Source organism: Shouchella xiaoxiensis (assembly GCF_016907895.1).
GTDB lineage: Bacteria > Bacillota > Bacilli > Bacillales > Bacillaceae_D > Shouchella > Shouchella xiaoxiensis.
In genome coordinates this window covers 208,772-230,417 of record NZ_JAFBCV010000003.1, presented here as the reverse complement: position 1 = coordinate 230,417, position 21,646 = coordinate 208,772, and the positions used below count along the sequence as shown (strand labels likewise).

The following is a 21,646-nucleotide window of genomic DNA, read 5'->3' as shown; positions in this document are numbered from 1 at the left end:
TTAATGAAAGCCTGTTTTTTTAATAGGAGGCCATTTAAATGGACGTATTAAAAATCTCTCCAAGAGGATATTGTTATGGCGTAGTGGACGCAATGGTGATGGCACGACAAGCAGCTCAGAACTTGGACTTGCCACGGCCACTTTATATACTTGGTCAAATTGTTCACAATCAACATGTTACAGATGCATTTGAGGAAGATGGAATCATCTCTCTTGATGGACCAAATCGCTTAGATATCCTTAAAGAAGTTACACACGGAACAGTTATCTTTACAGCGCATGGCGTCTCTCCAGAGGTTCGTCGCTTAGCAAAAGAAAAAGGGCTAACATGTATCGATGCAACTTGCCCTGACGTGACGCGGACTCACGACTTAATTCGCGAAAAAGCTTCAGAGGGACATCAATTTATCTATGTAGGGAAACAAGGCCATCCGGAACCAGAGGGTGCAATGGGAGTTGCTCCTGATGCCGTTCATTTAGTTGAAACGATGGATGATCTTGAGCAATTAAAATTAGATGATCGAGATATTATTATTACAAACCAGACAACAATGAGCCAGTGGGATGTTTCAGATATTATGAAGCGAGCTATGGAACTTTATCCTAAAGCAGAAGTTCACAATGAAATCTGTCTAGCTACTCAAGTGAGACAAGAGGCAGTTGCTGAACAAGCATCTGAGTGTGACGTTGTAATTGTTGTTGGTGACCCTAAGAGTAATAATTCAAATAGACTCGCGCAAGTATCGCAGCAAATTGCCGGCACGCCAGCTTATCGAATTGGTGACCTATCAGAACTTCAACTAGATTGGATTAAAAACGCCACTAAGGTCGGCGTAACTTCAGGCGCATCTACGCCAACTCCTATTACTAAAGAAGTTATTACCTTTATCGAGAATTACGTGCCAGAAAATGATGAAACATGGGATACAACGAAGAAAGTTCCGATTGATAAAATCCTCCCAAAAGTACGCGTAAAAAAATAATATAAAAAAACCCGGTGCATGCACCGGGTTTTTTTATAGAAATTTAAAAGGTTCCGTACTTAGCTCAGAAGCTACTACCTCAATCTCATAACCATTTTTCAATAAACGGTTCTCCATCTCTTTAGCAACGCCAAGCTTCATAATCGATTCAATATGATGACCAGCATCAATGATCGTCATCCCTTCCATCAAAGCATCTTGGGCAACATGATAATACAAATCTCCTGTTATTAGAACATCAGCGCCCGCTCGTTTTGCATTTAACACATACTTGTTCCCATCACCGCCTAAAACTGCCACTTTTTTGATCGTCTTTTCTAGGTTTCCAACAACACGAACCTGGGGCACGTTTAATTGAGTTTTAACAAAATCGACGTATGATTTGAGCGATTGTTGTTGATGTACGGTGCCTATCCGACCAAGACCTAGCATTTCTTTCGGTTGATCTAAAGGATATAGATCATAAGCAGGTTCTTCATATGGGTGAGCACTAATAAAAGCGGCTATAACCGTTTTGCTTAATCTTGTTGGTATAATGGTTTCAATTCGTTCCTCATCTACAAACTCTTGCTTTCCTGCTTCTCCGATATAGGGATCAGCTTCATTTGTTGGACGAAAACTACCAGTACCTTGTACCGAAAATGAGCAATGGCTATAGTCCCCAATGAATCCAGCCCCCACTTTGCCAAGTTCTAAGCGAATTTTATCGGCGTGGGACTTAGGAACATAAGCGACGAATTTATTCATTAATTCCTGATGTGTTTCGACAAGAACATTGGAGTCAGTAAGCTTTAATTGTTTTGCAAGTAGATCATTTACCCCACCGTTTGCAACATCTAAATTAGTGTGTGCAGCGTAGATTGTAATGTTGTGTTCAATTGCTTTTTTTATAATTCTGCCCAAAGGTGTTTCAAGATCAATTTGTTTTAACGGACGAAATAGTAAGGGATGATGGGCTACTATAAAATCAACGTCTTTCTCAATTGCCTCATCCATCGTTTCTTCTAGTACATCTAAAGCAACCATTACTTTACCAATTTGTTTATTTAAAGACCCAACCATTAATCCATTTTTATCGCCTTCTACTGCAAATCGTTTAGGTGCCCACTGCTCGAACTCATTAATAAATGTTTGTGCATGGATGGATTGCTTATTCATGATAAAACTCCTTTCACAAGCGAAATCTTTTGCATCAATTCTTGGTGCTTTATCTCTTTCTCCTTAGATGCTTTACCCTTTTGTAGTTGATTCAACACTTGCTCCCAGCTATGAACCTCCCTTTCCCACTTCTCTTTAAATGCCGAGCCTTGTTTGTCTCTTAAAATCGGACCTAAAAGAACGTCTGCCGCGGTGTATGTGGGAGGGTGCACTACTGGCTCAGCTACAAGAATTTCATATATTTTATCGTCTTCCTTAATCATAATCTCGTCTACTAAAGTAAATCCATTCTTAACAAGCCATATACGAATTGTATGGGCTGCAATATTTGGCTGCAAAACAAGTCGTTTTATTCCATTAAGTTTCTCCTTGCCGTCTTCCAATATAGATGCAATTAATGGTCCACCCATTCCAGCGACTGCAACTGCCTCAATTTGATCTTGATCGCCTATTACAGCCAATCCATTTCCTTTACGAACCTGTACTTGCTCAGACAAACCAGATTTAACCACTTGCGCTTGAGCCGATTGATACGGCCCATCATTTACTTCACCAGCAATTGCCTTAACCATTTTATTATTTAAAGCTAAATAACATGGTAAATAAGCATGATCTGAACCAATGTCTGCAATTGTTTGAAACCCTTTTAAATAATCCGCTACTCGTTCTAAACGAGTAGACAGTTGATTTGCATTCAACGCCTGTTCTCCTCCAATAGAAAAAAAGCAAGGGAAGCTCCCCCGCTCTTATTCTGATAATGATAATAGATATTCTGCTATCGCATCAATTTCATCAGGATGCAAACTGCTGCCGAACTCTGGCATACCACCTTGTCCATTTGTTACGATGTCAACGATTTCATCTTCTGATAATTGACCACTAAGATTATTAATTGCTGGAGCAATATCTGTTCCACCTAAATCGTTCGCATGACAGCTAATACATGATTGCTCGACAATACCTTGTCCATATTCAATCGCATCAGTAATCTCAGGTGCTTCAGGAGCTTCTTCTCCTTCTTCATCTCTACCGGCACGTTCTTGTTGGCCGATCGCCGAAAATACAACCATTAAAACGATTCCAAGAAGTGCTATAAAAGCAAATGGAATTAAAGGACGTCCTTTCATATCAGTGCTCTCCTTTCGTGTTCGATCTGTCTACTACTATGTAAAAAAGCACGAATCTCTTACATTTTACTGCAAATACACCGTTATGAAAAGGCTTCCCTTTATTTTTCTCAAAAATTAACGGAAGGCATCACTCCATAAATTTATGAGAAAATTCTCAACAATAATTTGCATTCCTTTTGTAGAAACAGTAAAATAGAAAGTAAGATACACCAACCTACCTTACATAAGTGATCTCATGTAGGCAGATCGGTGTATACATACTTAATCGAGAAAATCTTTAAGACGCTTGCTTCTACTAGGATGACGAAGTTTACGAAGAGCTTTCGCTTCAATCTGACGAATACGTTCACGCGTAACACCAAACACTTTACCAACTTCTTCAAGTGTTCTTGTTCTTCCATCGTCCAATCCGAATCGAAGTCGTAATACATTCTCTTCGCGATCCGTTAACGTATCAAGTACATCTTCAAGCTGTTCTTTTAATAATTCATAGGCTGCTGCATCAGAAGGTGCTAACGCTTCTTGGTCTTCAATGAAATCTCCGAGATGCGAATCATCCTCTTCGCCAATAGGTGTTTCAAGCGATACAGGTTCTTGCGCAATCTTTAAGATTTCACGCACTTTCTCAGGCGTTAAATCCATTTCATTCCCAACTTCTTCTGGCGTAGGTTCGCGTCCGTAGTCTTGTAATAATTGACGCTGAACTCGAATCAACTTATTAATTGTTTCGACCATGTGAACAGGAATTCGAATCGTTCTAGCTTGATCGGCAATTGCACGTGTAATCGCTTGACGAATCCACCAAGTTGCATACGTGCTGAATTTAAAGCCTTTGTCATAATCAAATTTTTCAACGGCTTTGATAAGCCCCATATTACCTTCTTGAATAAGGTCAAGAAATAACATACCTCGGCCAACATACCGTTTTGCAATTGAAACAACAAGGCGGAGGTTTGCTTCAGCAAGTCTCTTTTTCGCTTCCTCATCACCTTGTTCAATGCGTTTAGCCAATTCAACTTCTTCTTCAGCAGATAAAAGTGGTACGCGACCAATTTCTTTTAAATACATACGAACAGGATCATTTATTTTAATTCCAGGAGGGACACTAAGATCATTTAAATCAAATTCTTCTTCGTTCTTTTCTACTTGTTGCATAGATGGAACTTCATCATCCGTTTCATTCAACAGTTCCACACCTTGCTCGCCAAGGTATTCATAAAATTCATCCATTTGGTCGGAATCTTGTTCAAACGTAGCCATTTTCTCTGTAATTTCGGCATACGTAAGCGTACCACGTTTTTTGCCTAGTTCCACCAATTGTTCTTTTACTTGATCGATGGTCATATCACCTTCAGTTACTGGACGTAACGGTTTATCAGCCACTCGATCCCCTCCTTCCGAAATTAACCAATTCCTACTTACTCTGCATTTCTTTTTTTAAACGTATGAGCTCCATTTGCTTCTGTGCAGCTCGTATTGGATCTTGTTCTAACCGAGCCGCCTGCTGTTGTTCTTTAATTGAAGCCCACTTTGGATAATCCTCAATTCGAACAATATAATCATTTAATTCATCTTCTGTGCACTCTTCTTTTAAAGGTTGCATCAAAAGGTAAGCAGCAAGCTTTGCTAGCTTCATGTCTTCTAAGCTTTCAACAAACTCTTTCATTCCCTTTTTAGGGCTGCGCGAAACAAATGAAAGCAAATAAGCATATAAAGCTTGATGTTCATCATGATTAAACCCGTTTGTTAATCGTTCAGAAACACGCCAGATCATTTCACCATCTTGCAACATATAAGCTAGCAACAATTGTTCCGCTTTGAGATGAGCCGCTAAAGGGCGGGATGATTGATCTCGTCTCTTAGTTTGTGACGCTGCCTGTACTTTTGGTTGCTGATGTTTCCAAGCTTCCTTCTGTACTTGTTGCTCTTTTCGTTGAATTTCTTGATAGAGTACATCTATAGATAGTTGAAACTCCTCAGAAAGTTGCCGAACATAGTGTTCTCGTTCAACTGATTGCTCAAGCTGCGCTAACTCCTGAATCATTTCTTCAATATAGCGTAACCGTTCTCCTTCATTCTGCATGTTTTTTCCTTGTTTTGCATCATGCATACGAAAGGATAGTACGGATAAACAATCATTTTCTACTAGTTTTTGAAATGCCTGATTCCCATATTGTTTTATAAAATCATCAGGATCATAACCTTCTGGTAGCAAGCCAACTTGTACATTGCAGCCTGCTTCTTGTAAAATAGGAATTGCTTTACGAACAGCTTCTCTTCCAGCCTTATCCCCATCAAAACAGAGCACAACGTCTTCTGTATTTCTTCTTAACAGCCTTGCATGATCTTGACTTAAAGCTGTTCCTAAGGTCGCTACAGAATTGGGCAAACCTGCTTTCCAAGCTGCCATAACGTCAAACGCACCCTCGAATAAAAAAGCTTTATTTTTCTTTCGAATGCTTGGTCTAGCCTCATGCATATGAAACAACGTCTTTGCTTTTTGAAAAATTGGCGTTTCAGGACTATTTAAATACTTAGGTTGCCCTTCACCAATTATTCTTCCCCCAAAAGCAATAACGTTTCCACTGTTATCCGTAATCGGAAACATTAGTCGATTACGAAATAAATCATAATAGCCTTCCGTTTTTCGTTTAGCCACTAACCCTGAGGCTTCCATCTCCTCAAGATTAAACCCTTTATTTTCCAGGATTTGAGCGAGTGTCCCCCACTGGTCAAGAGCAAAGCCAATTCTGAAATGTTCTAATTGATCTTGCGAAAACAACCTCTCTTCCGCATAAACTCGGCCGGGTGCACCTTCTTCAGTTAATAACAAAATACTATGGTAAGTAGAAGCTGCTAACTCATGTCCAGCTTTCATTGCTTTTGCTGACTTAGAGTCTTTTCCCTCCTCAGCTACAGCCGGAAGATTCGGCAAATCAATTTGCGAACGTTTTGCAAGATGAGTAACGGTTTTTGAAAAAGACCATCCCTCTAATTCCTGTAAAAAAGTAAAGACGTTTCCACCTGCTCCGCAGCCGAAACAATGATAGACTTGTTTCTCTTCCGAAACTGAGAAAGATGGTGATTTTTCATCATGAAATGGGCACAATCCTCCATACTGTCTTCCTTGTTTCTTTAGCTGGACGTACTCCCCTATTACTTCTACAATATCACTTGCATCTCGAACCTCAATTAGTTTTTCATCAGGAATCTTAAAAGCCACGATTAAGAATCACCACAACTCTCCTAACTAAATTCCTGTTGCGCGAGTTTGTTTTCAAGCGCACGATAAAATGTAATACGGTCCTCTTCAGTAAACTTAGTTGGCCCTTTTGTTTTTTTTCCAGCCCTTCTTGCTTTTTGAGATGCATAACGAGACTGCAGCAGCCCATTCATTTCTTCCTCAGTAAAAATGTGTCCTCTCGGGGACAATGCACTTACTCCTTTTATAATAAGAAGGGAGGCTAGAGCATGGTCTTGTGTAATACAAATGTCATCTCGTTTAACATGCTGCAATAAGTATAAATCTGCAGCCTCTTTGTCAGTGTCTACTACAGCTGTTTTCACATCTTCAGGCAAATTCATATTATGAGCATAAGAAAAAACAAAGACCATATCTTTTTTGTATTTACGAGAAAGAGAAATAATTTCTTCCTTAACTGGGCATGAATCAGCATCAACATAAATCATTGAACTCATAAGCTATTATTCAACATTCTTTACTCGTTCTCCTTCAAACTTGACGAAAAAAATAAGAACTTGTCGAAACATCTACTTATTTACAGCCTTCATTTCTATCATTACCAAAAAAACGAGAAAAAGTCTTGACTTTTTAAATTTATTTGTTCTCAGTGCTTTTTATACTTAAAAACTGTCAAACAAATAATATACATGCTCCAATAGGCAATTATATCTTATAAGTCTTATTTTGAACAGTAAACAGTTTCCATTTATCCTTAATGATTCTGAAACATATTGGAAATTAAGTTAGCCGTTTCCTCAACCGCTTTATTTGAGACATCAATTACCGGACAATTAACGCGATCCATTACTTCTTGGGCATACTGTAGCTCTTCTTTTATCCGATTAATATTTGCATAATTCGCTTCTGATTTTAAGCCTAATGCCTTAAGTCGTTCAGCTCGAATACTATTTAATTTTTCAGGGCTAATCTTTAAACCGATGCATTTTTTTGAGGATACTTTAAACAATTCCTCGGGAGGCTCTACTTCTGGTACTAATGGGACATTCGCCACTTTTAAACGTTTATGAGCTAAGTATTGTGACAAAGGGGTTTTTGAGGTCCTTGATACACCAATTAAAACGATATCCGCCAAAATAATTCCTCGAGGATCTCTGCCATCGTCGTACTTAACAGCGAATTCAATCGCTTCAACTTTACGAAAGTAGTCTTCATCTAATCGATAAATAAGTCCAGGTTCATAGCGTGGTTTTTCATTAGTCAACTGATTAATTTTCCCAAGCACTGGACCAATAATGTCAACTGTTTCAACATTTGCTTCATTAGCACATTCAATAAGATACTCTTTTATCTCAGGAACGACTAATGTAAAAGCAATTAGCGCTTTTGCTTTTTTAGCAATTTGAACAACTTCAAGTATTGTCCCTTTATCTTCCACGTATGGAATGCGGCGCAATTCTACATTTGATCCATTAAATTGACTTACAGCTGCTTTAACAACTAATTCAGCCGTTTCACCAACAGAGTCAGACACAATGTACACAACGAGCCGTTCTGATTGAGCAGTCATAAACACTCCCCCGTTCCTTAATATTAATTTATATCATTTGAAGACAAGTCGACTAACAGTGAAGTCATATTGGTTTTCGTAATTCTTCCAATTACTTCGTATCCAGACCCATTCTCGACTTTTTTTACTATTGGCAGACCATCAATTTGTCTTGAGATCAACTTCTGTGCAACTTCAATAATTGAATCATCTTTTTCACACATCGTTATATTCGGCATTCGTGTCATGATAATACTTACTGGGACTGTATCAATTGATTGCCCACCCATGCTTGCACGGAGTAAGTCTTTTCTAGAGACTACTCCGACAAGTGTTGACTGCTTATCAACAATGAACAATGTACCGCAGTCCTCTAAAAACATCGTACAAATTGCTTCATACACAGAGGTGGACTGCTCCACAAGGATCGGTCTTGATTGATAATGGTGTACTTTAATTTTTTGGATTTCATCAGATAAAACAGTTGCATCTGATTTACCTGTATAAAAATACCCTACGCGCGGACGCGCATCTAAAAATCCAGCCATTGTTAAAATGGCCAAGTCTGGGCGAAGCGTTGCCCTAGTTAAAGAAAGGTGTTCAGCAATATGTTCACCTGTTATGGGGCCATTTTCTTTCACAATATCAATTATTAGATGTTGCCTTTTTGAAAGTTCGATTAGACTCACCTCTCTTTAGCCAGGCCTCTTTTACGACGCAAACACAATTTGTTGGAAGTCTGCATAAGACTGAATTGAAACTGCCAACCTTCTCAATAGCGCCAAACGATTATTTCGAACCATTTCATCGTCTGTCATAACCATCGTTTCTTCAAAGAAAGTATCAATAACAGGACGGCATGACGCTAATAGTTCATATGCTTTAGCTGCGTCTTTTTCCGCCCATGCCTTTGCCAAGCCTAATTCGACCTTGACGGTGGTTGACAACAGCTTTGCTTCCGCATCATTTTCAAACCATTCTTCAGATACTACGGTGCTTGTTTCAGCTTTTTTAGCGAGATTAGTCACACGACTTAGAGATTCTGTGACTCCTTTAAAGTTCCCTGTATTAATTTGATCATTTAATTCTGCGGCTTTTGCAAACATGGAATGTGTATCTACGAGCGGTGATGCAAGGACAGCATCAACTACATCATAGCGGTAGCCAAGGTCCGTCATTAAGAATTTCAAACGGCCTGTAAAAAACCGTATGAGTTCTTCCTTCGTAGATTCGACATCAGCCGTCATAAATCCTTTTTTGCTTATAAGGTCCAGACTAAACTCTATTAACTCCTCTAGCGTTAAGTTAACATTTTTATCTAATAAAACTTGAATAATTCCAGTTGCTTGACGACGTAGCGCGTAAGGATCTTGAGAACCAGTTGGAATTAAACCTATTGCAAAACAGGCGACTACTGTATCTAATTTATCAGCAATTGATAAAATTGCTCCAGATATAGAGTCGGGCGTACGGTCTTTAGCAAATCTCGGTAAATATTGTTCATAAATAGCTCGAGCAACTTCCTTAGACTCGCCCGCTTTTTCAGCGTAGTCTTGCCCCATTCGTCCTTGTAATTCAGGGAACTCGCCAACCATATGCGTTACGAGATCAAACTTTGCAAAAGAAGCCGCACGTTCAACTGTTTGTTTTAAGGCTTCATCATCACTTACCTGGCTTGCTAACCAAGTAGCTAATTCTTTTGTACGAATGACTTTCTCTCCCGTTGTTCCAATCGATTCATGAAAGACAATTGCATCGAGTTTTTTGTTTAACTCAGAGAGATTGGCCTTTTGATCTTCACTATAGAAGAATGCCGCGTCAGCTAACCGACCTCTTAAGACTTTTTCATTTCCTTTTGAGACCGTATCAATATTTGCTTCATTTCCGTTTCGAACCGTTACAAAATAGGCTTGTAGCTCGCCTTCTTTCGTTTCAACTGGGAAATAACGTTGATGTTCACGCATGGTTGTAATCAAGACTTCTTTTGGTAGTTGCAAATATTTCGTTTCAAATGATCCAGACAAAGCAGTTGGGTATTCAACTAAATTTGTTACTTCTTCAAGCAACTGGTCTTCTATTGGAATGACCCACTGATTATCCCGTTCAATATCTTTAATTTGGTTCACAATTGCTTCTTTTCGTTTGCCTGCATCCACGATGACATATTGTTCTAAAAGCAGTTTTTCATAATCAAGCGGATTTGTGACTGTTATTGCTTCACCTAAAAAACGATGGCCTCTTGTTTGATCACTTGTAGACACTTCTGTAATTGAAAAAGGCACAACGTCCTTGTCATAGATTGCTACCAACCAGCGAATTGGGCGAGCAAAACGCAAATCATACGAATTCCATCTCATTTTCTTCGCAAAAGTCAGCTGACGAATAAGTTGCTCTAATTGCGGAAGCAAAGCAACTGTTGTCTCTCCTTTAACAAACGTTTCTGCAAAAACATATTCTGTTCCGTTTAATTCTTTTAGCTTTAACTGATCCAACTCTACTTTTTGACCTCGCGCAAAACCAATCGCTGCTTTCGTCCAGTTCCCTTGTTCATCAAGTGCAATTTTCTTTGCAGGACCTTTTGCTTCACCTGTTACGTCCGCTTGTTTATCAGCCAGCCCTTTTATAAGTAATGCTAGTCGACGAGGAGTTGAGTACGTATGAATCGACTGATAAGCTAAACCGTTTTCTTTCAACCACATCGTCATTTTTTCTTCGAGCTGCTCAATTGCTGGTGTAACGAATCTTGCAGGAAGTTCCTCAAGCCCAATTTCAAGTAAGAAAGGTTTAGTTGTCATTTGACTGTACCTCCTTTTTTAACATCGGAAAACCTAATTTTTCACGCGCTTCGTAATAGTGTTTGGCAGCTTTTCTAGCTAATGTACGGACCCGTCCAATATAACCAGTGCGTTCTGTAACTGAAATCGCACCTCTTGCATCCAGTAAATTAAACGTATGCGAACACTTTAATATATAATCGTATGCAGGAAATACAAGTTGTTTTTCAAGCGCTCTCCCAGCTTCTTTCTCATATGTGGCAAATAAAGAGAACAACATATCAGTATCTGATACTTCAAATGTATACGTAGAATGTTCAAACTCTGGCTGTAGAAATATATCTCCATACGTAAAACCTTCAACCCACTCTAAATCAAATACATTTTCTTTGCCTTGAATGTACGTCGCTAGTCGCTCTAAACCATAGGTAATTTCGGCTGAAACGGGATTGGCTTCCATACCTCCGACTTGTTGAAAATAAGTAAATTGAGTAATCTCCATCCCATCAAGCCAAACTTCCCAACCTAGGCCAGCACAACCAAGCGTTGGATTTTCCCAATTGTCCTCTACGAAACGAATATCATGTTTCAAGGGATCAATTCCTAAAGCACGAAGGCTATCAAGATACAATTCTTGAATATTATTTGGTGATGGTTTCATAATGACTTGAAATTGATGATGCTGATATAGTCGATTTGGATTTTCTCCATAACGACCATCCGCTGGTCGTCTTGAAGGTTCTACGTAAGCAACATTCCAAGGCTCAGGCCCAATTGTGCGTAACAGCGTATGAGGACTCATTGTCCCTGCTCCTTTTTCCGTATCATACGCATTTAAAATAATGCATTTTTGATCTGACCAAAAAGATTGGAGCGTTAAAATCATTGTTTGTACATTCATTTGCTTACCTCCTGTTTGTGAGTAGACAACAAAAAACTCTCGCCTCTACGCCTCAATGGCGTAGGGACGAGAGTAACCCGCGGTTCCACCCTACTTATTAAGCATGTCAACTGCTTAATCGCTTTTCCTTAAAATGCTCAAGAAGCGCCATAAACAATTGATTGTATCTCTAGCTCACACCACCCTAGAGTCGCTTAAAACAATCGTGTAATTGTTTACTCTTCCGTCAACACATATATTAGCATAGTCATATTAGCTAATTTTATTGCTCTAGTGTATCATTGTCAAGCTTAAATAAATTCTGGTCCATTTTCATCAATTGTTTTAAAAAGCGTTTTGACTTAAGTTGGATACCAACATATTCATCGTAATAGAATGTCAACATATGATTTAACTGCTGTTTAGTTGCATCTTTTACCGTAATCGTACCAAATTTATTAAAATCTAAATAATAGAGAGCTCGTATGAGTTTGGCCACAGAGAGCGTCAACGGGAACGCCCTCTCATCTTTTATTCGACAAAGATTACATAGAAAACCTGCATAGGTTACAGAGAATGCTACCGGATCACGCTCCTGTGATCCACATGAGGCACAACAGTCAAGCTGCGGTTTTGCTCCTGCAATCCCTAGCATTTTTAAATCAAATATTCGAGCAATCATTTCAGGATCTTGCCCGTTATTTAGTTGATGCATCGCTAAAACAAGCCAGTCATAAACCAAAAAATAAGATTTTTTTTCTTCAGTCAGTTTATCCACCAATTCAACAATATAAGAAGCGTAAGCCGTTTTTACGATATCTAGCTGAATTTCTTTAAACGTATAAATCGTTTCTCCTTGACTTAACGACGGTAGTCCACTGCCTTGATAAAATAAAAATTGTGCTACAACAAACGGTTGGGTAACTGCTCTGTATTGACTGTTTGGTTTTTTTGCACCTTTTGCTAAAACAGCTATCTTTCCTTGATCTCTCGTAAATAAAGTTACAATTTTGTTCGTTTCTCCATAGTCAATTGTTTTAAGGACAATTGCTTCTTGTTTTTTTAGCATACTTCATCCTTATTGTCTGCATCAACTAATTAAGTTAGCGTTTGATCCGTTCGTTCATCAAATTGGATAGCTTCTAATTCCTCAGAATCATTGTCTCGCTCCAATTCCTTATGAAGCAGATACGTTTCAATATTTCCAGTTTGTGAAAACACTTTCCAAGATAGAACAAGCAATTTATTCGCCACCCTTCTCTATTTCTTATGATGTATCATGACCTAAAGAACGAACGTTCATCCGATGGAAATATTGCTAATTAATTGAGCTTGACATTTGTTTTTTCTCCAAAATTCCTTTTTTAAATCATAAGTCAGTTACAACAAAAAAACAATGGTCAAACGCCCAGTTTGATCCATTGTTTTTTGATTAATATTCTTCCTCATTAAATCCATAATCCTTTAATTGCGACGGACGGTTCCGCCAGTCTTTTTGGACCTTTACCCATAATTCTAAAAACACTTTTGAACCTAGCAGAGCCTCAATATCCGTGCGCGCTCTCTGACCAACTTCTTTTAACAAAGCTCCTCTTTTACCAATAATAATTCCTTTTTGAGAAGACCGCTCCACTATAATCGTTGCTCCGACATAAACCATTCCATTATCGCGCTTTTTCATTTGTTCAATTACAACTGCAATTGAATGGGGGATCTCTTCTTTTGTTAAATGTAGAACTTTTTCACGAACAAGCTCTGCCACAATAAAACGTTCAGGGTGGTCTGTAACCTGATCACTAGGATAGTATTGTGGTCCTTCGTCCAACTGTTCTACAATTTGCTCCATTAATTTCGGCACATTGTTTCCATCTAAAGCGGAAACCGGTACAATTTCATTAAACTCAAATCGATCCTTGTATTGGTCGATAACTTCTAACAACTTATCTGAGTGTACTTTATCAATTTTGTTTATGATTAAAAAAACGGGTGTTTTTGTTTCATTCAAACGGTCTATAATGAACTGTTCTCCCGGACCAAATTTCGCATCAGCTTCAACCACATAAAGAATTAAATCTACTTCACGCAGTGTATTTTTAGCAACCTTCATCATAAAATCACCTAGACGATGTTTAGGTTTATGAATACCTGGTGTGTCAATAAAGACCACTTGTGACTCATTTGTTGTCAGTACACCTTGTACTTTATTTCGCGTTGTTTGCGGCTTGTCCGACATAATTGCAATCTTCTGGCCAATCACTCGATTTAACAACGTTGACTTTCCAACATTCGGTCTACCAATGATTGAGACAAAACCTGACTTAAATTTCTTTTCTTGATTCATTCATATCCTCCGCTTTAAAAAAACCTGGCAACAGTTCTTGCACCGTTGTTTTTTTCCATTTTCCTGTTGTATTACTTAAAAAAACTGGCATATCAGGGTCACACAATTCAGCTAATACCTGCCTGCACGCTCCACATGGTGAAACAGGGCCAGGAGTGTCTGCTGCAATTGCCATTGCTTTAAACGGCTTATGACCTGGATGGTACGCTCGAAATAGAGCGGTACGCTCCGCACAGTTTGCCAAACTGTACGCAGCATTTTCAATATTTGCGCCTTGAATAACTGTACCATCCTCTAACAACAATGCGGCTCCCACTTGAAAATTAGAGTAAGGTACATATGCTTGTGACCTTGCATTAATTGCCTCAGTAATCAGTTCGATCTGATTCACTCTACCGCTCTCCTTTATGTCATATATTCAAGTAGATAGGGCACGAAAATCCACAAGCCAATAATAAATGCAAAAATACAAAATACAAATACGCTCGCTGCCGAAATATCTTTTGCACGTTTAGCCATTGGATGAAATTCTTCTGTGACCAGATCTACCGTTCGTTCAATTGCCGTGTTAAATGTCTCGGCAGTCAATACACCACCTACAACGATTAATAAAATAATCCACTCAAAAGAACTAATTGAAAAAAACCAAGCAGCAATAAAAACGACTACTGCTCCAAATAAATGGATTTGCATATTCTGTTCATTTTTGACAACATACATAATTCCTGAAAACGCATAAGCAAATGATCGAAAAAGACGCGATATTCCTCTACGATTGCGATCTTCCAAGGCCATAGGATTCTAAAATCTCCTCTTGTTTAGTAAACATCTGCCTTTCTTCTTCTTCATCCTGATGATCATAACCTAGTAAATGCAAAAAGCCGTGTATGGTCAAAAAGCCTAATTCACGTTCAAAAGAATGACCATAGTCCTTTGCTTGATCATGAATATGTTTCACAGAAATGACAATGTCACCTAATAAATCTGGCATTTGATCGTCATGAAAAGCTACGTCTTCCTCGCCGTCATTCAGAGCAAATGATAACACATCTGTAGAACGATCGATATTACGATGTTCACGGTTTAACTCGTGGATGGTCTTTTCATCAACAAACGTAACGGAAAGTTCACTGACACGCGTTAACCTTTCTACTTTATATGCATGTTCAATCAGATGTTGAACAATTGTTAGTTGTTCTTTAGACAAAGTATTTGTTTCATCAATTAAGTCTACTTCAATCATCGTTTGTCTCCCTTAGTCACTTCTTCTGGGTATTCGATTCGCTGGTGAAACGTTCCATTTAAAGTTTCACACATAGAAAGTTTTATTTCATTCAATTCTCTTAACGTTAAATCAGATTCATCAAACTGCCCATCCTCTAGCTTATCCTTAATAATTTTATCAACCAGAGTGGCAATTTTATCAGGCGTCGGCTTTTGCATGGAGCGAACGGCCGCTTCCACACTATCCGCGATCGAAATGATTGATGTTACTTTAGTTTGTGGTTTCGGACCCGGATAACGAAAATGTGATTCTGGTAAATCTTGTTCACTATGTTGATTTGCTTTATGATAAAAAAACTTTAGCAGACTAGTCCCGTGATGTTGTTCCGCAATATCAACAATTTCTTTAGGCATTTTATGCTGTCTCAAAAGGTCGCCGCCATCTTGTGGATGGGAAATAATAATCGTTTTACTTAACTGAGGAGAAATCTTATCATGAGGATTTTCTCCGCGCATTTGATTTTCTATGAAAAAATGAGGTCTCCTTGTTTTTCCTAAATCATGATAATACGAACCAACTCGTGCAAGCAGTCCATTCTCACCAAGAACTTCACAAGCTGCTTCTGCTAAATTTCCAACAACAACACTATGGTGATATGTACCGGGTGCTTCAGTCAAAATCTTTCGTAATAAAGGGTGGTTTGGATTAGACAATTCAATTAATCGGGTCACTGATAGAACACCAAAGCCTGTTTCAATAAAAGGTAACAAGCCGATTGTCAATACTGACGCTATGAATGCTGATAGAAATGCAGCTGTGAAATGCCAACCTAGCTCAACACCGTTTAACTGAATGCTTTTCATTAACAACAGTGCTAACACCGCTAACACATTTGCACACGTTACATAAAAACCGGCTCGCAAAATTCTTGTTGCTTTATTTGTGCTGTTTAAGAAGTAAATGGCTGTTAAGCAACTCACCAAAATATAAAATCCATACGTAAATGTGAAGATACTTGATGAATCATAACTATAAAAAACAGATCCAATTACTGCAAATAAAAAACTAGTTACAATCGCAATTTTCGGTTGGAGTAATAAAGTTAGTAGCATGGCACCAGCTGCAGCCGGAACTGCATAGCCAATTCCAGGTATATTTAACATCCCTTCTAAATAACTGTACAACTTCATAAGTATTAAGATAACCATAAATACGATTGAAAACATTAATAAATGCGAATTATTCGTGGCAACAGTAGTATTCGAGTCATTTAAAAAGTAGCTTAGCATACCGGTTAACAACGCCACAAATAAGGCTAATCCAATGTACGGGTAGACAATTGCAGTATCGTCTAACAATCCAACCAATCGCAATTGCTCATACATTTGGTGAGTTACAATTTCCCCTGCTTTAACAATAAGTTCTCCTTCACGTATTAAAACTGGCTCTACTGAGTCCGCCGCTTCTTGCTTCAAACGTTGAGTTGCATCAGGGTCAATGGTTACATTAAATACAATGGCTAAATCAATAATATCGATAACCGCATTTCGTACATCCTGTGCTAATGAGCTAACCTCTTCAACCTGTTCTCGTGCTTCACGTTTTGCATCTTGAAGCTGCCCTACTCGAATTTGTTGACTCATTGCTTCGTGAACAGAATTTATTGCTGTATCCAATCCTGACTGAAATTGAAAATCAGAAGCATTCAAAAGAGCTTCAATCGATTCGTCAGATAGGTCAGCATTTGTAGTCGCAGAGTAATCTTCTCGTACCAATTCTATTTTTTCGTCAATCGACAACACATCTTCTTCATTTTCTTCGTCTGAAGAGTCATTACCACTTCGAGCTTGATCAATTACGCTAAAGATATCATTAACTTGTTGAACACGATCTTCTTCATAACTTGTATTGTGCTTCGTTTGTGATTCGATGCTATTAACGGCTTCTTCTTGCCTCTGTAATGTTGCTGCACGGTCTTCCACCGTAATTGGTGCACGAATATCTCTTTCAGCAGGTTCAGACAGGTTAACGGTTAGTTGTTCAGGTATAACATTGTCAAGCATCAATCCATACATAAACAGAGCAATGACAGAGAGAATCACTGCTCTTATATAAGGTTGTTGTTTAATTTTTCGCCACCATGTACGGGTGGCTGATATTTTGGGTTTATTTGCTGACAAACGTGGTCACCTCACCTTAATTTCACAACAGCCCTATTGCTCCTTTTCCTCTGCTTCATACGCTTGTAATATCCGTTGGACAAGCACGTGACGGACAACGTCGGTGGATTGTAAGTAAACAATACCGATTCCCCGAACATGATTTAATCGCCTTACAGCACTTTGCAAGCCCGATCGTTTCCCTTTAGGTAAATCAACTTGAGTTAAATCTCCATTAATGACCATTTTTGAGCCAAATCCCAATCTAGTAACAAACATTTTGATCTGTTCTTCGGTCGTGTTCTGAGCTTCATCCAAAATGACGAAGGCATCATCTAATGTACGACCACGCATGTATGCTAATGGCGCCACCTCAATTGTGCCACGCTCCATCAAGCGTGATGTATGTTCAACGCCTAATACATCGTGAAGTGCATCATAAATTGGTCTCAGATATGGATCAACTTTCTCTTTTAAGTCGCCTGGTAAAAAACCAAGGCTTTCCCCAGCTTCAACCGCCGGTCTTGTTAAAACAATCCTCTGAACATGTCCTTCTTTTAATGCGGTTACAGCCATAACAACAGCCAAGTAGGTTTTTCCCGTTCCTGCTGGCCCTACACCAAAGACCATGTCATTCTTTTTAATCAATGTAATATAGTGTCTTTGACCGAGGGTTTTAGCTTTGATCAACTTTCCTTTAATTGTTGTAGCAACTTTCTCATCATAAAGATCATTTAAATCGTCTAACTTGTCTTCTTTTTCTAATTGAACAGCGTAAACAACATCACGCTCTGCTATTTGAACATGTTGTTCTACAACTTGAGCAAGCGTATTTAAAACACGGGCAGCCTTATCGATTTGAGCTTTTTCCCCCGTAATCAATATGTCTTCCCCTCGCGTCACTAACTGAATGGCTAACTCTTCTTCTAATCGTTTTAAATGTTGGTCATTCGGTCCGTAAAGAGCTTGCGTGATGCGAGCATCTTTCGAACTAAGTTGAATCAATGATGTTTCAGACAATCGCCTCAGTCTCCTTGAATAATTGGTTTTTCTTGAGCTATTTCTTCTAGTACTTGGTAATGTATCTTTATTGAAACTGTATCATTTTCAACAACTTCTTGCAAAATATGTTCCGTTTTTATTTCTGCTTCGTCGGGCAGCTTTCCTTTTAATTCTTCTCTAGCTTGCTTCTTCAACACATCGATTGCCTCTTCTTTTGTATACGCACGCTTGAAAGCAAATGTTTCACGCTGTTCAAGTATTGAGAATTGAAATGGCAAACGATAGCCAAAAAGCGAAAGATTTGTTTCTTTCTCGAACGTTTCATAAGCAGCATAATCTGGCTTGGTAAAATTCCAATAAGGGATTTCAACATCACCAAACGTAATCATTCGTTTATTTTTCTGCTCTCCAGTCAAAGCTGTAAAAGTTTGCTCCATTGGCATAGATATAGTTGAAGTATACCATATTTCCCCGATTATCGAAGCTTTTGCGGCAATTGTTTGTTCCTCTCCCTCCACTCCGATAAAACCCGATACAAGTAAATCACCCTCGTTTACAACTTCATTCGTTCTTGTAACTGCTTTGCCATCTTCCACAAACATTTTGCGGATTACCGCTTTTTTTGAAGCAACTAAGTGTCTCGGGCTTAATCGCTCGGGTTCAGTCTGCCTTACTTGCTCAACAACTTCAAACTCATAGGTCGTCCCTTTTTTGCGCACACCAATCCATGTAGCTTCTGAAATTCGATCCGTTACTATCCTTTGAATCTCGTCCGGTTTCGGTAACCGAAAAGCAAGTGCACCTTTTTCAATTCCAATTTCCTGTATAACTTCATTTAGCTTCTGTTCAACATGCGGGGTTGCCCCTTTTATGGTATGACCCCAGACCATGTTTGAAGCAAACAGAATGATTCCAATGAATAATAACATTCCTACAGCAAATCCAACCCGTATTTTCATACGGTTAATGAGAAAAGGAATGCCCCGCCTTTGCTTAAAACGAATTTTCATACCAGATTGCCTAAATAACTTTCTCATTTTAGGGATATCAGTTAACGCGATATCAAACTGTAAAACACCGTCTGCCAGTTTGGCTACATTCCAAATCTGCACTCCTTCTTTCACGCATTTATTAACAAATTGTTCTGGGTAATTCCCCTCAGCCTCTACTGTTACATTTCCTTTGAAAGATTTAGACATCTCATTGCGCAAAGTAAATCCCTCCTTTACGTATTCTCGTTTTCATTAATAAATAAAACCTGATTAATCTTTCCCTCAAGTAGAAGCTCTTCGGGTAAAATGGTCTTTAGGATAAAGCCTTCTCCTTTAATTAACAACTGACCGTGCTTTAATAACAACCTTAATTCGTTTGACGAAAAACGAAGCACACCTTGATGGTTTTCTATATAAATATGCAGTTGACCTATCATTGTAATACGAGGTAGGTCCATCACCACATCAGCAGGCAATTGCAACTGATTGGTCATCCATCTCTTCATTCTGTTTGCTATTTTATTCATTCAATGGCCCCCTCTCCTATTAAGCCTATGAAATCAACGTCGAAATTAGCACAAAAAAAGCCGTAGTGCATCATGCACTACGGCTTTTTAAACGTTTAATCTAACGCCTATTCGAACGATATTTCCCAATAGCTGACCGACCCTTTGGCGGGCCAAGCACTTCAGACCAGACAACAGCCTGCATCGCTTTTTTCCCAGATAAATTCTTGAAGTCCATATCAAGACCATCAATCGAGCGATCTCTCTCTACAGTTAAGTCTGAGATTGCACTTAGATCAACTTGCTCTTTTATCTCTCGCGCTTTTGCGCGAGCTTGCTTTTGGCGCTCATATAACTCCTGTTGTCTTTGATCGCCATTAGCAGAGCTTTGTTTATTTTGTGCTGTTGACTGCGTTTGATTAGGTGGTGCTGCTTCCGTTGGAAAATAATCTTCCCACTTAATCTCATCAGCTGTTTTTTGTTGAGGTTTTGCTTCAACAGGACGATTTCGGTGCTGAGGATTCGATCGCTGCTGTTGAGGCTGCCTTTGTTCCGCTGGCCCCTCAGAGTCACTTTCTGGTTGTTTAGATTGAGCCATCCGAGAGAATGTACTAATCAACAATCCAATTACAACGATTAGAAGAAGTGGGTTAGCAAGTAAAAACGAAAGTAAATCTGACATGAGCTAACCCCCTAGCGACTAGCTTATTTGTTATTGCGGTTACGTGGGTCATTATCCGGGTATTGGTTATCATCTCCACCAGACGCTTTGCTAATCGAATCTCTCATATCCGTATCAGCCATTACGTTCTGGTAATTCATATAATCCATCACACCCATATGACCATTACGTAAAGCTTCTGATAATGCCATCGGTACTTCAGCTTCCGCTTCAACAACTTTAGCGCGCATTTCCTCAACGCGAGCTTTCATTTCTTGTTCTTGCGCTACAGCCATTGCACGACGTTCTTCTGCTTTCGCTTGAGCAATTTTCTTATCTGCTTCAGCTTGATCCGTTTGAAGTTCAGCTCCAATGTTCTTACCAATATCAATATCCGCAATATCGATTGAAAGAATTTCAAAAGCAGTTCCTGAATCGAGGCCTTTAGATAATACAGTTTGAGAAATCATATCTGGATTCTCTAGAACTTTTTTATGATCCTTTTGTGAACCAATTGTCGATACAATCCCTTCACCAACTCGGGCAATTACCGTGTCTTCACCGGCACCCCCAACAAGGCGATCAATGTTTGCACGAACCGTAATTCTTGCTTTTGCTTTTACTTCAATCCCGTCCATCGCCACACCAGCAATAAAAGGTGTTTCGATTACTTTAGGATTAACACTCATTTGTACAGCTTCAAGAACGTCACGACCAGCTAAATCAATTGCCGCTGCGCGTTCAAACGTCAATTCAATGTTCGCTCGCTGTGCTGCGATAAGGGCGTTTACAACTCGGTCAACGTTACCTCCAGCTAAATAATGACCCTCTAGTCTTGATGTATCCAAGTCAATCCCAGCTTTAACCGCTTTAATAAGCGGGTTAACAACGCGAGCAGGAACAACCCGTCTTAACCTCATCCCTACTAATTCAAAAATCCCGATTTTCACTCCAGCTGCAATTGCAGATATCCATAGAGCGACTGGAACAAATGTGAATAAAATAGCGAGTAATATAATTACCGCTGCGATAATAATAAGTGTAAATATTACCGTATTATCGTCCATTTACTTTTCCTCCCTTT

General features: G+C 39.0%; 23 protein-coding genes. 1 reads left to right on the top strand and 22 read right to left on the bottom strand.

Annotated features, from left to right (window positions below; translation table 11 throughout):
* Positions 1 to 38: 38 nt before the first annotated feature.
* Positions 39 to 983: a 4-hydroxy-3-methylbut-2-enyl diphosphate reductase gene (locus JOC54_RS06570; RefSeq protein ID WP_035418297.1), complete on the top strand. Its 945-nt coding sequence runs from the start codon at positions 39 to 41 to the stop codon at positions 981 to 983.
* 33 nt (positions 984 to 1,016) lie between these two features.
* Here JOC54_RS06570 and JOC54_RS06565 read toward each other — a convergent pair whose 3' ends face one another.
* The 22 genes from JOC54_RS06565 to floA all read right to left on the bottom strand — a co-directional run bounded on the left by JOC54_RS06565 (position 1,017) and on the right by floA (position 21,629).
* Positions 1,017 to 2,141, bottom strand: a complete 1,125-nt coding sequence (locus JOC54_RS06565) for a Nif3-like dinuclear metal center hexameric protein (RefSeq protein WP_204465249.1) — start codon at positions 2,139 to 2,141, stop codon at positions 1,017 to 1,019.
* Positions 2,138 to 2,839 (bottom strand): tRNA (adenine(22)-N(1))-methyltransferase, encoded by a 702-nt coding sequence (locus JOC54_RS06560; RefSeq protein ID WP_204465241.1) that lies wholly within the window; start codon positions 2,837 to 2,839, stop codon positions 2,138 to 2,140. The genes JOC54_RS06565 and JOC54_RS06560 overlap by 4 nt, the downstream gene beginning before the upstream one ends.
* 48 nt (positions 2,840 to 2,887) lie before the next feature.
* On the bottom strand, positions 2,888 to 3,268 hold the full coding sequence (locus tag JOC54_RS06555; RefSeq protein WP_035418293.1) for a c-type cytochrome: 381 nt from the start codon (positions 3,266 to 3,268) through the stop codon (positions 2,888 to 2,890).
* Between the two features lie 264 nt (positions 3,269 to 3,532).
* Positions 3,533 to 4,654 (bottom strand): RNA polymerase sigma factor RpoD, encoded by a 1,122-nt coding sequence (gene rpoD / locus JOC54_RS06550; protein WP_035418292.1) that lies wholly within the window; start codon positions 4,652 to 4,654, stop codon positions 3,533 to 3,535.
* A 31-nt stretch (positions 4,655 to 4,685) separates the two neighbouring features.
* The gene (dnaG, locus tag JOC54_RS06545) at positions 4,686 to 6,494 is read right to left on the bottom strand and encodes a DNA primase (RefSeq protein ID WP_204465239.1); all 1,809 of its coding nucleotides are present in this window, start codon (positions 6,492 to 6,494) and stop codon (positions 4,686 to 4,688) included.
* A gap of 23 nt (positions 6,495 to 6,517) precedes the next feature.
* A complete protein-coding gene (locus JOC54_RS06540; RefSeq protein ID WP_204465237.1) occupies positions 6,518 to 6,970 on the bottom strand; it encodes a YaiI/YqxD family protein in 453 nt (150 codons plus the stop codon).
* Positions 6,971 to 7,227: 257 nt separating this feature from the next.
* On the bottom strand, positions 7,228 to 8,043 hold the full coding sequence (locus tag JOC54_RS06535) for a pyruvate, water dikinase regulatory protein (RefSeq protein ID WP_035418288.1): 816 nt from the start codon (positions 8,041 to 8,043) through the stop codon (positions 7,228 to 7,230).
* Positions 8,044 to 8,066: 23 nt separating this feature from the next.
* Complete coding sequence (gene ccpN, locus JOC54_RS06530) at positions 8,067 to 8,711, bottom strand: transcriptional regulator CcpN (RefSeq protein WP_035418287.1); 645 nt, start codon at positions 8,709 to 8,711, stop codon at positions 8,067 to 8,069.
* A 21-nt stretch (positions 8,712 to 8,732) separates the two neighbouring features.
* On the bottom strand, positions 8,733 to 10,817 hold the full coding sequence (gene glyS, locus JOC54_RS06525; protein WP_204465235.1) for a glycine--tRNA ligase subunit beta: 2,085 nt from the start codon (positions 10,815 to 10,817) through the stop codon (positions 8,733 to 8,735).
* On the bottom strand, positions 10,807 to 11,697 hold the full coding sequence (glyQ, locus tag JOC54_RS06520) for a glycine--tRNA ligase subunit alpha (RefSeq protein WP_204465233.1): 891 nt from the start codon (positions 11,695 to 11,697) through the stop codon (positions 10,807 to 10,809). The genes glyS and glyQ overlap by 11 nt, the downstream gene beginning before the upstream one ends.
* Before the next feature lie 262 nt (positions 11,698 to 11,959).
* The gene (gene recO, locus JOC54_RS06515; RefSeq protein WP_204465232.1) at positions 11,960 to 12,745 is read right to left on the bottom strand and encodes a DNA repair protein RecO; all 786 of its coding nucleotides are present in this window, start codon (positions 12,743 to 12,745) and stop codon (positions 11,960 to 11,962) included.
* 29 nt (positions 12,746 to 12,774) lie between these two features.
* Positions 12,775 to 12,918: a YqzL family protein gene (locus JOC54_RS06510; RefSeq protein ID WP_081761085.1), complete on the bottom strand. Its 144-nt coding sequence runs from the start codon at positions 12,916 to 12,918 to the stop codon at positions 12,775 to 12,777.
* A 190-nt stretch (positions 12,919 to 13,108) separates the two neighbouring features.
* A complete protein-coding gene (gene era, locus JOC54_RS06505) occupies positions 13,109 to 14,017 on the bottom strand; it encodes a GTPase Era (protein ID WP_035418286.1) in 909 nt (302 codons plus the stop codon).
* On the bottom strand, positions 13,995 to 14,408 hold the full coding sequence (locus JOC54_RS06500; RefSeq protein ID WP_204465231.1) for a cytidine deaminase: 414 nt from the start codon (positions 14,406 to 14,408) through the stop codon (positions 13,995 to 13,997). Before JOC54_RS06500 ends, era begins: the two co-directional genes overlap by 23 nt.
* A 14-nt stretch (positions 14,409 to 14,422) precedes the next feature.
* The gene (locus JOC54_RS06495) at positions 14,423 to 14,812 is read right to left on the bottom strand and encodes a diacylglycerol kinase family protein (protein WP_035441293.1); all 390 of its coding nucleotides are present in this window, start codon (positions 14,810 to 14,812) and stop codon (positions 14,423 to 14,425) included.
* Positions 14,787 to 15,260 (bottom strand): rRNA maturation RNase YbeY, encoded by a 474-nt coding sequence (gene ybeY / locus JOC54_RS06490; protein WP_204465230.1) that lies wholly within the window; start codon positions 15,258 to 15,260, stop codon positions 14,787 to 14,789. Before ybeY ends, JOC54_RS06495 begins: the two co-directional genes overlap by 26 nt.
* Positions 15,257 to 17,422 carry an HD family phosphohydrolase gene (locus tag JOC54_RS06485; protein WP_051991023.1) on the bottom strand — a complete coding sequence of 722 codons (2,166 nt, stop codon included), beginning with the start codon at positions 17,420 to 17,422 and terminating at the stop codon, positions 15,257 to 15,259. Before JOC54_RS06485 ends, ybeY begins: the two co-directional genes overlap by 4 nt.
* Before the next feature lie 33 nt (positions 17,423 to 17,455).
* Positions 17,456 to 18,421: a PhoH family protein gene (locus JOC54_RS06480; protein ID WP_204465229.1), complete on the bottom strand. Its 966-nt coding sequence runs from the start codon at positions 18,419 to 18,421 to the stop codon at positions 17,456 to 17,458.
* A 5-nt stretch (positions 18,422 to 18,426) separates the two neighbouring features.
* Positions 18,427 to 19,614: a sporulation protein YqfD gene (gene yqfD, locus JOC54_RS06475; RefSeq protein ID WP_204465228.1), complete on the bottom strand. Its 1,188-nt coding sequence runs from the start codon at positions 19,612 to 19,614 to the stop codon at positions 18,427 to 18,429.
* A gap of 14 nt (positions 19,615 to 19,628) precedes the next feature.
* Positions 19,629 to 19,922: a sporulation protein YqfC gene (gene yqfC / locus JOC54_RS06470; protein WP_035422066.1), complete on the bottom strand. Its 294-nt coding sequence runs from the start codon at positions 19,920 to 19,922 to the stop codon at positions 19,629 to 19,631.
* 100 nt (positions 19,923 to 20,022) lie between these two features.
* Entirely contained in the window at positions 20,023 to 20,583 is a 561-nt protein-coding gene (locus JOC54_RS06465; RefSeq protein ID WP_035422064.1) for a YqfB family membrane protein, read from the bottom strand.
* 23 nt (positions 20,584 to 20,606) lie between these two features.
* Positions 20,607 to 21,629, bottom strand: coding sequence for a flotillin-like protein FloA (floA, locus tag JOC54_RS06460; RefSeq protein WP_035422062.1), 1,023 nt, complete (start codon positions 21,627 to 21,629; stop codon positions 20,607 to 20,609).
* Positions 21,630 to 21,646: the final 17 nt, after the last annotated feature.

Coding starts and splice junctions, on each gene's coding strand:
- JOC54_RS06570 (WP_035418297.1), top strand. CDS start 39: ATGGACGTATTAAAAATCTCTCCAAGAGGATATTGTTATGGCGTAGTG.
- JOC54_RS06565 (WP_204465249.1), bottom strand. CDS start 2,141: ATGAATAAGCAATCCATCCATGCACAAACATTTATTAATGAGTTCGAG.
- JOC54_RS06555 (WP_035418293.1), bottom strand. CDS start 3,268: ATGAAAGGACGTCCTTTAATTCCATTTGCTTTTATAGCACTTCTTGGA.
- JOC54_RS06540 (WP_204465237.1), bottom strand. CDS start 6,970: ATGAGTTCAATGATTTATGTTGATGCTGATTCATGCCCAGTTAAGGAA.
- JOC54_RS06535 (WP_035418288.1), bottom strand. CDS start 8,043: ATGACTGCTCAATCAGAACGGCTCGTTGTGTACATTGTGTCTGACTCT.
- glyS (WP_204465235.1), bottom strand. CDS start 10,817: ATGACAACTAAACCTTTCTTACTTGAAATTGGGCTTGAGGAACTTCCT.
- glyQ (WP_204465233.1), bottom strand. CDS start 11,697: ATGAATGTACAAACAATGATTTTAACGCTCCAATCTTTTTGGTCAGAT.
- recO (WP_204465232.1), bottom strand. CDS start 12,745: ATGCTAAAAAAACAAGAAGCAATTGTCCTTAAAACAATTGACTATGGA.
- era (WP_035418286.1), bottom strand. CDS start 14,017: ATGAATCAAGAAAAGAAATTTAAGTCAGGTTTTGTCTCAATCATTGGT.
- JOC54_RS06495 (WP_035441293.1), bottom strand. CDS start 14,812: ATGGCCTTGGAAGATCGCAATCGTAGAGGAATATCGCGTCTTTTTCGA.
- ybeY (WP_204465230.1), bottom strand. CDS start 15,260: ATGATTGAAGTAGACTTAATTGATGAAACAAATACTTTGTCTAAAGAA.
- yqfC (WP_035422066.1), bottom strand. CDS start 19,922: ATGAATAAAATAGCAAACAGAATGAAGAGATGGATGACCAATCAGTTG.
- JOC54_RS06465 (WP_035422064.1), bottom strand. CDS start 20,583: ATGTCAGATTTACTTTCGTTTTTACTTGCTAACCCACTTCTTCTAATC.
- floA (WP_035422062.1), bottom strand. CDS start 21,629: ATGGACGATAATACGGTAATATTTACACTTATTATTATCGCAGCGGTA.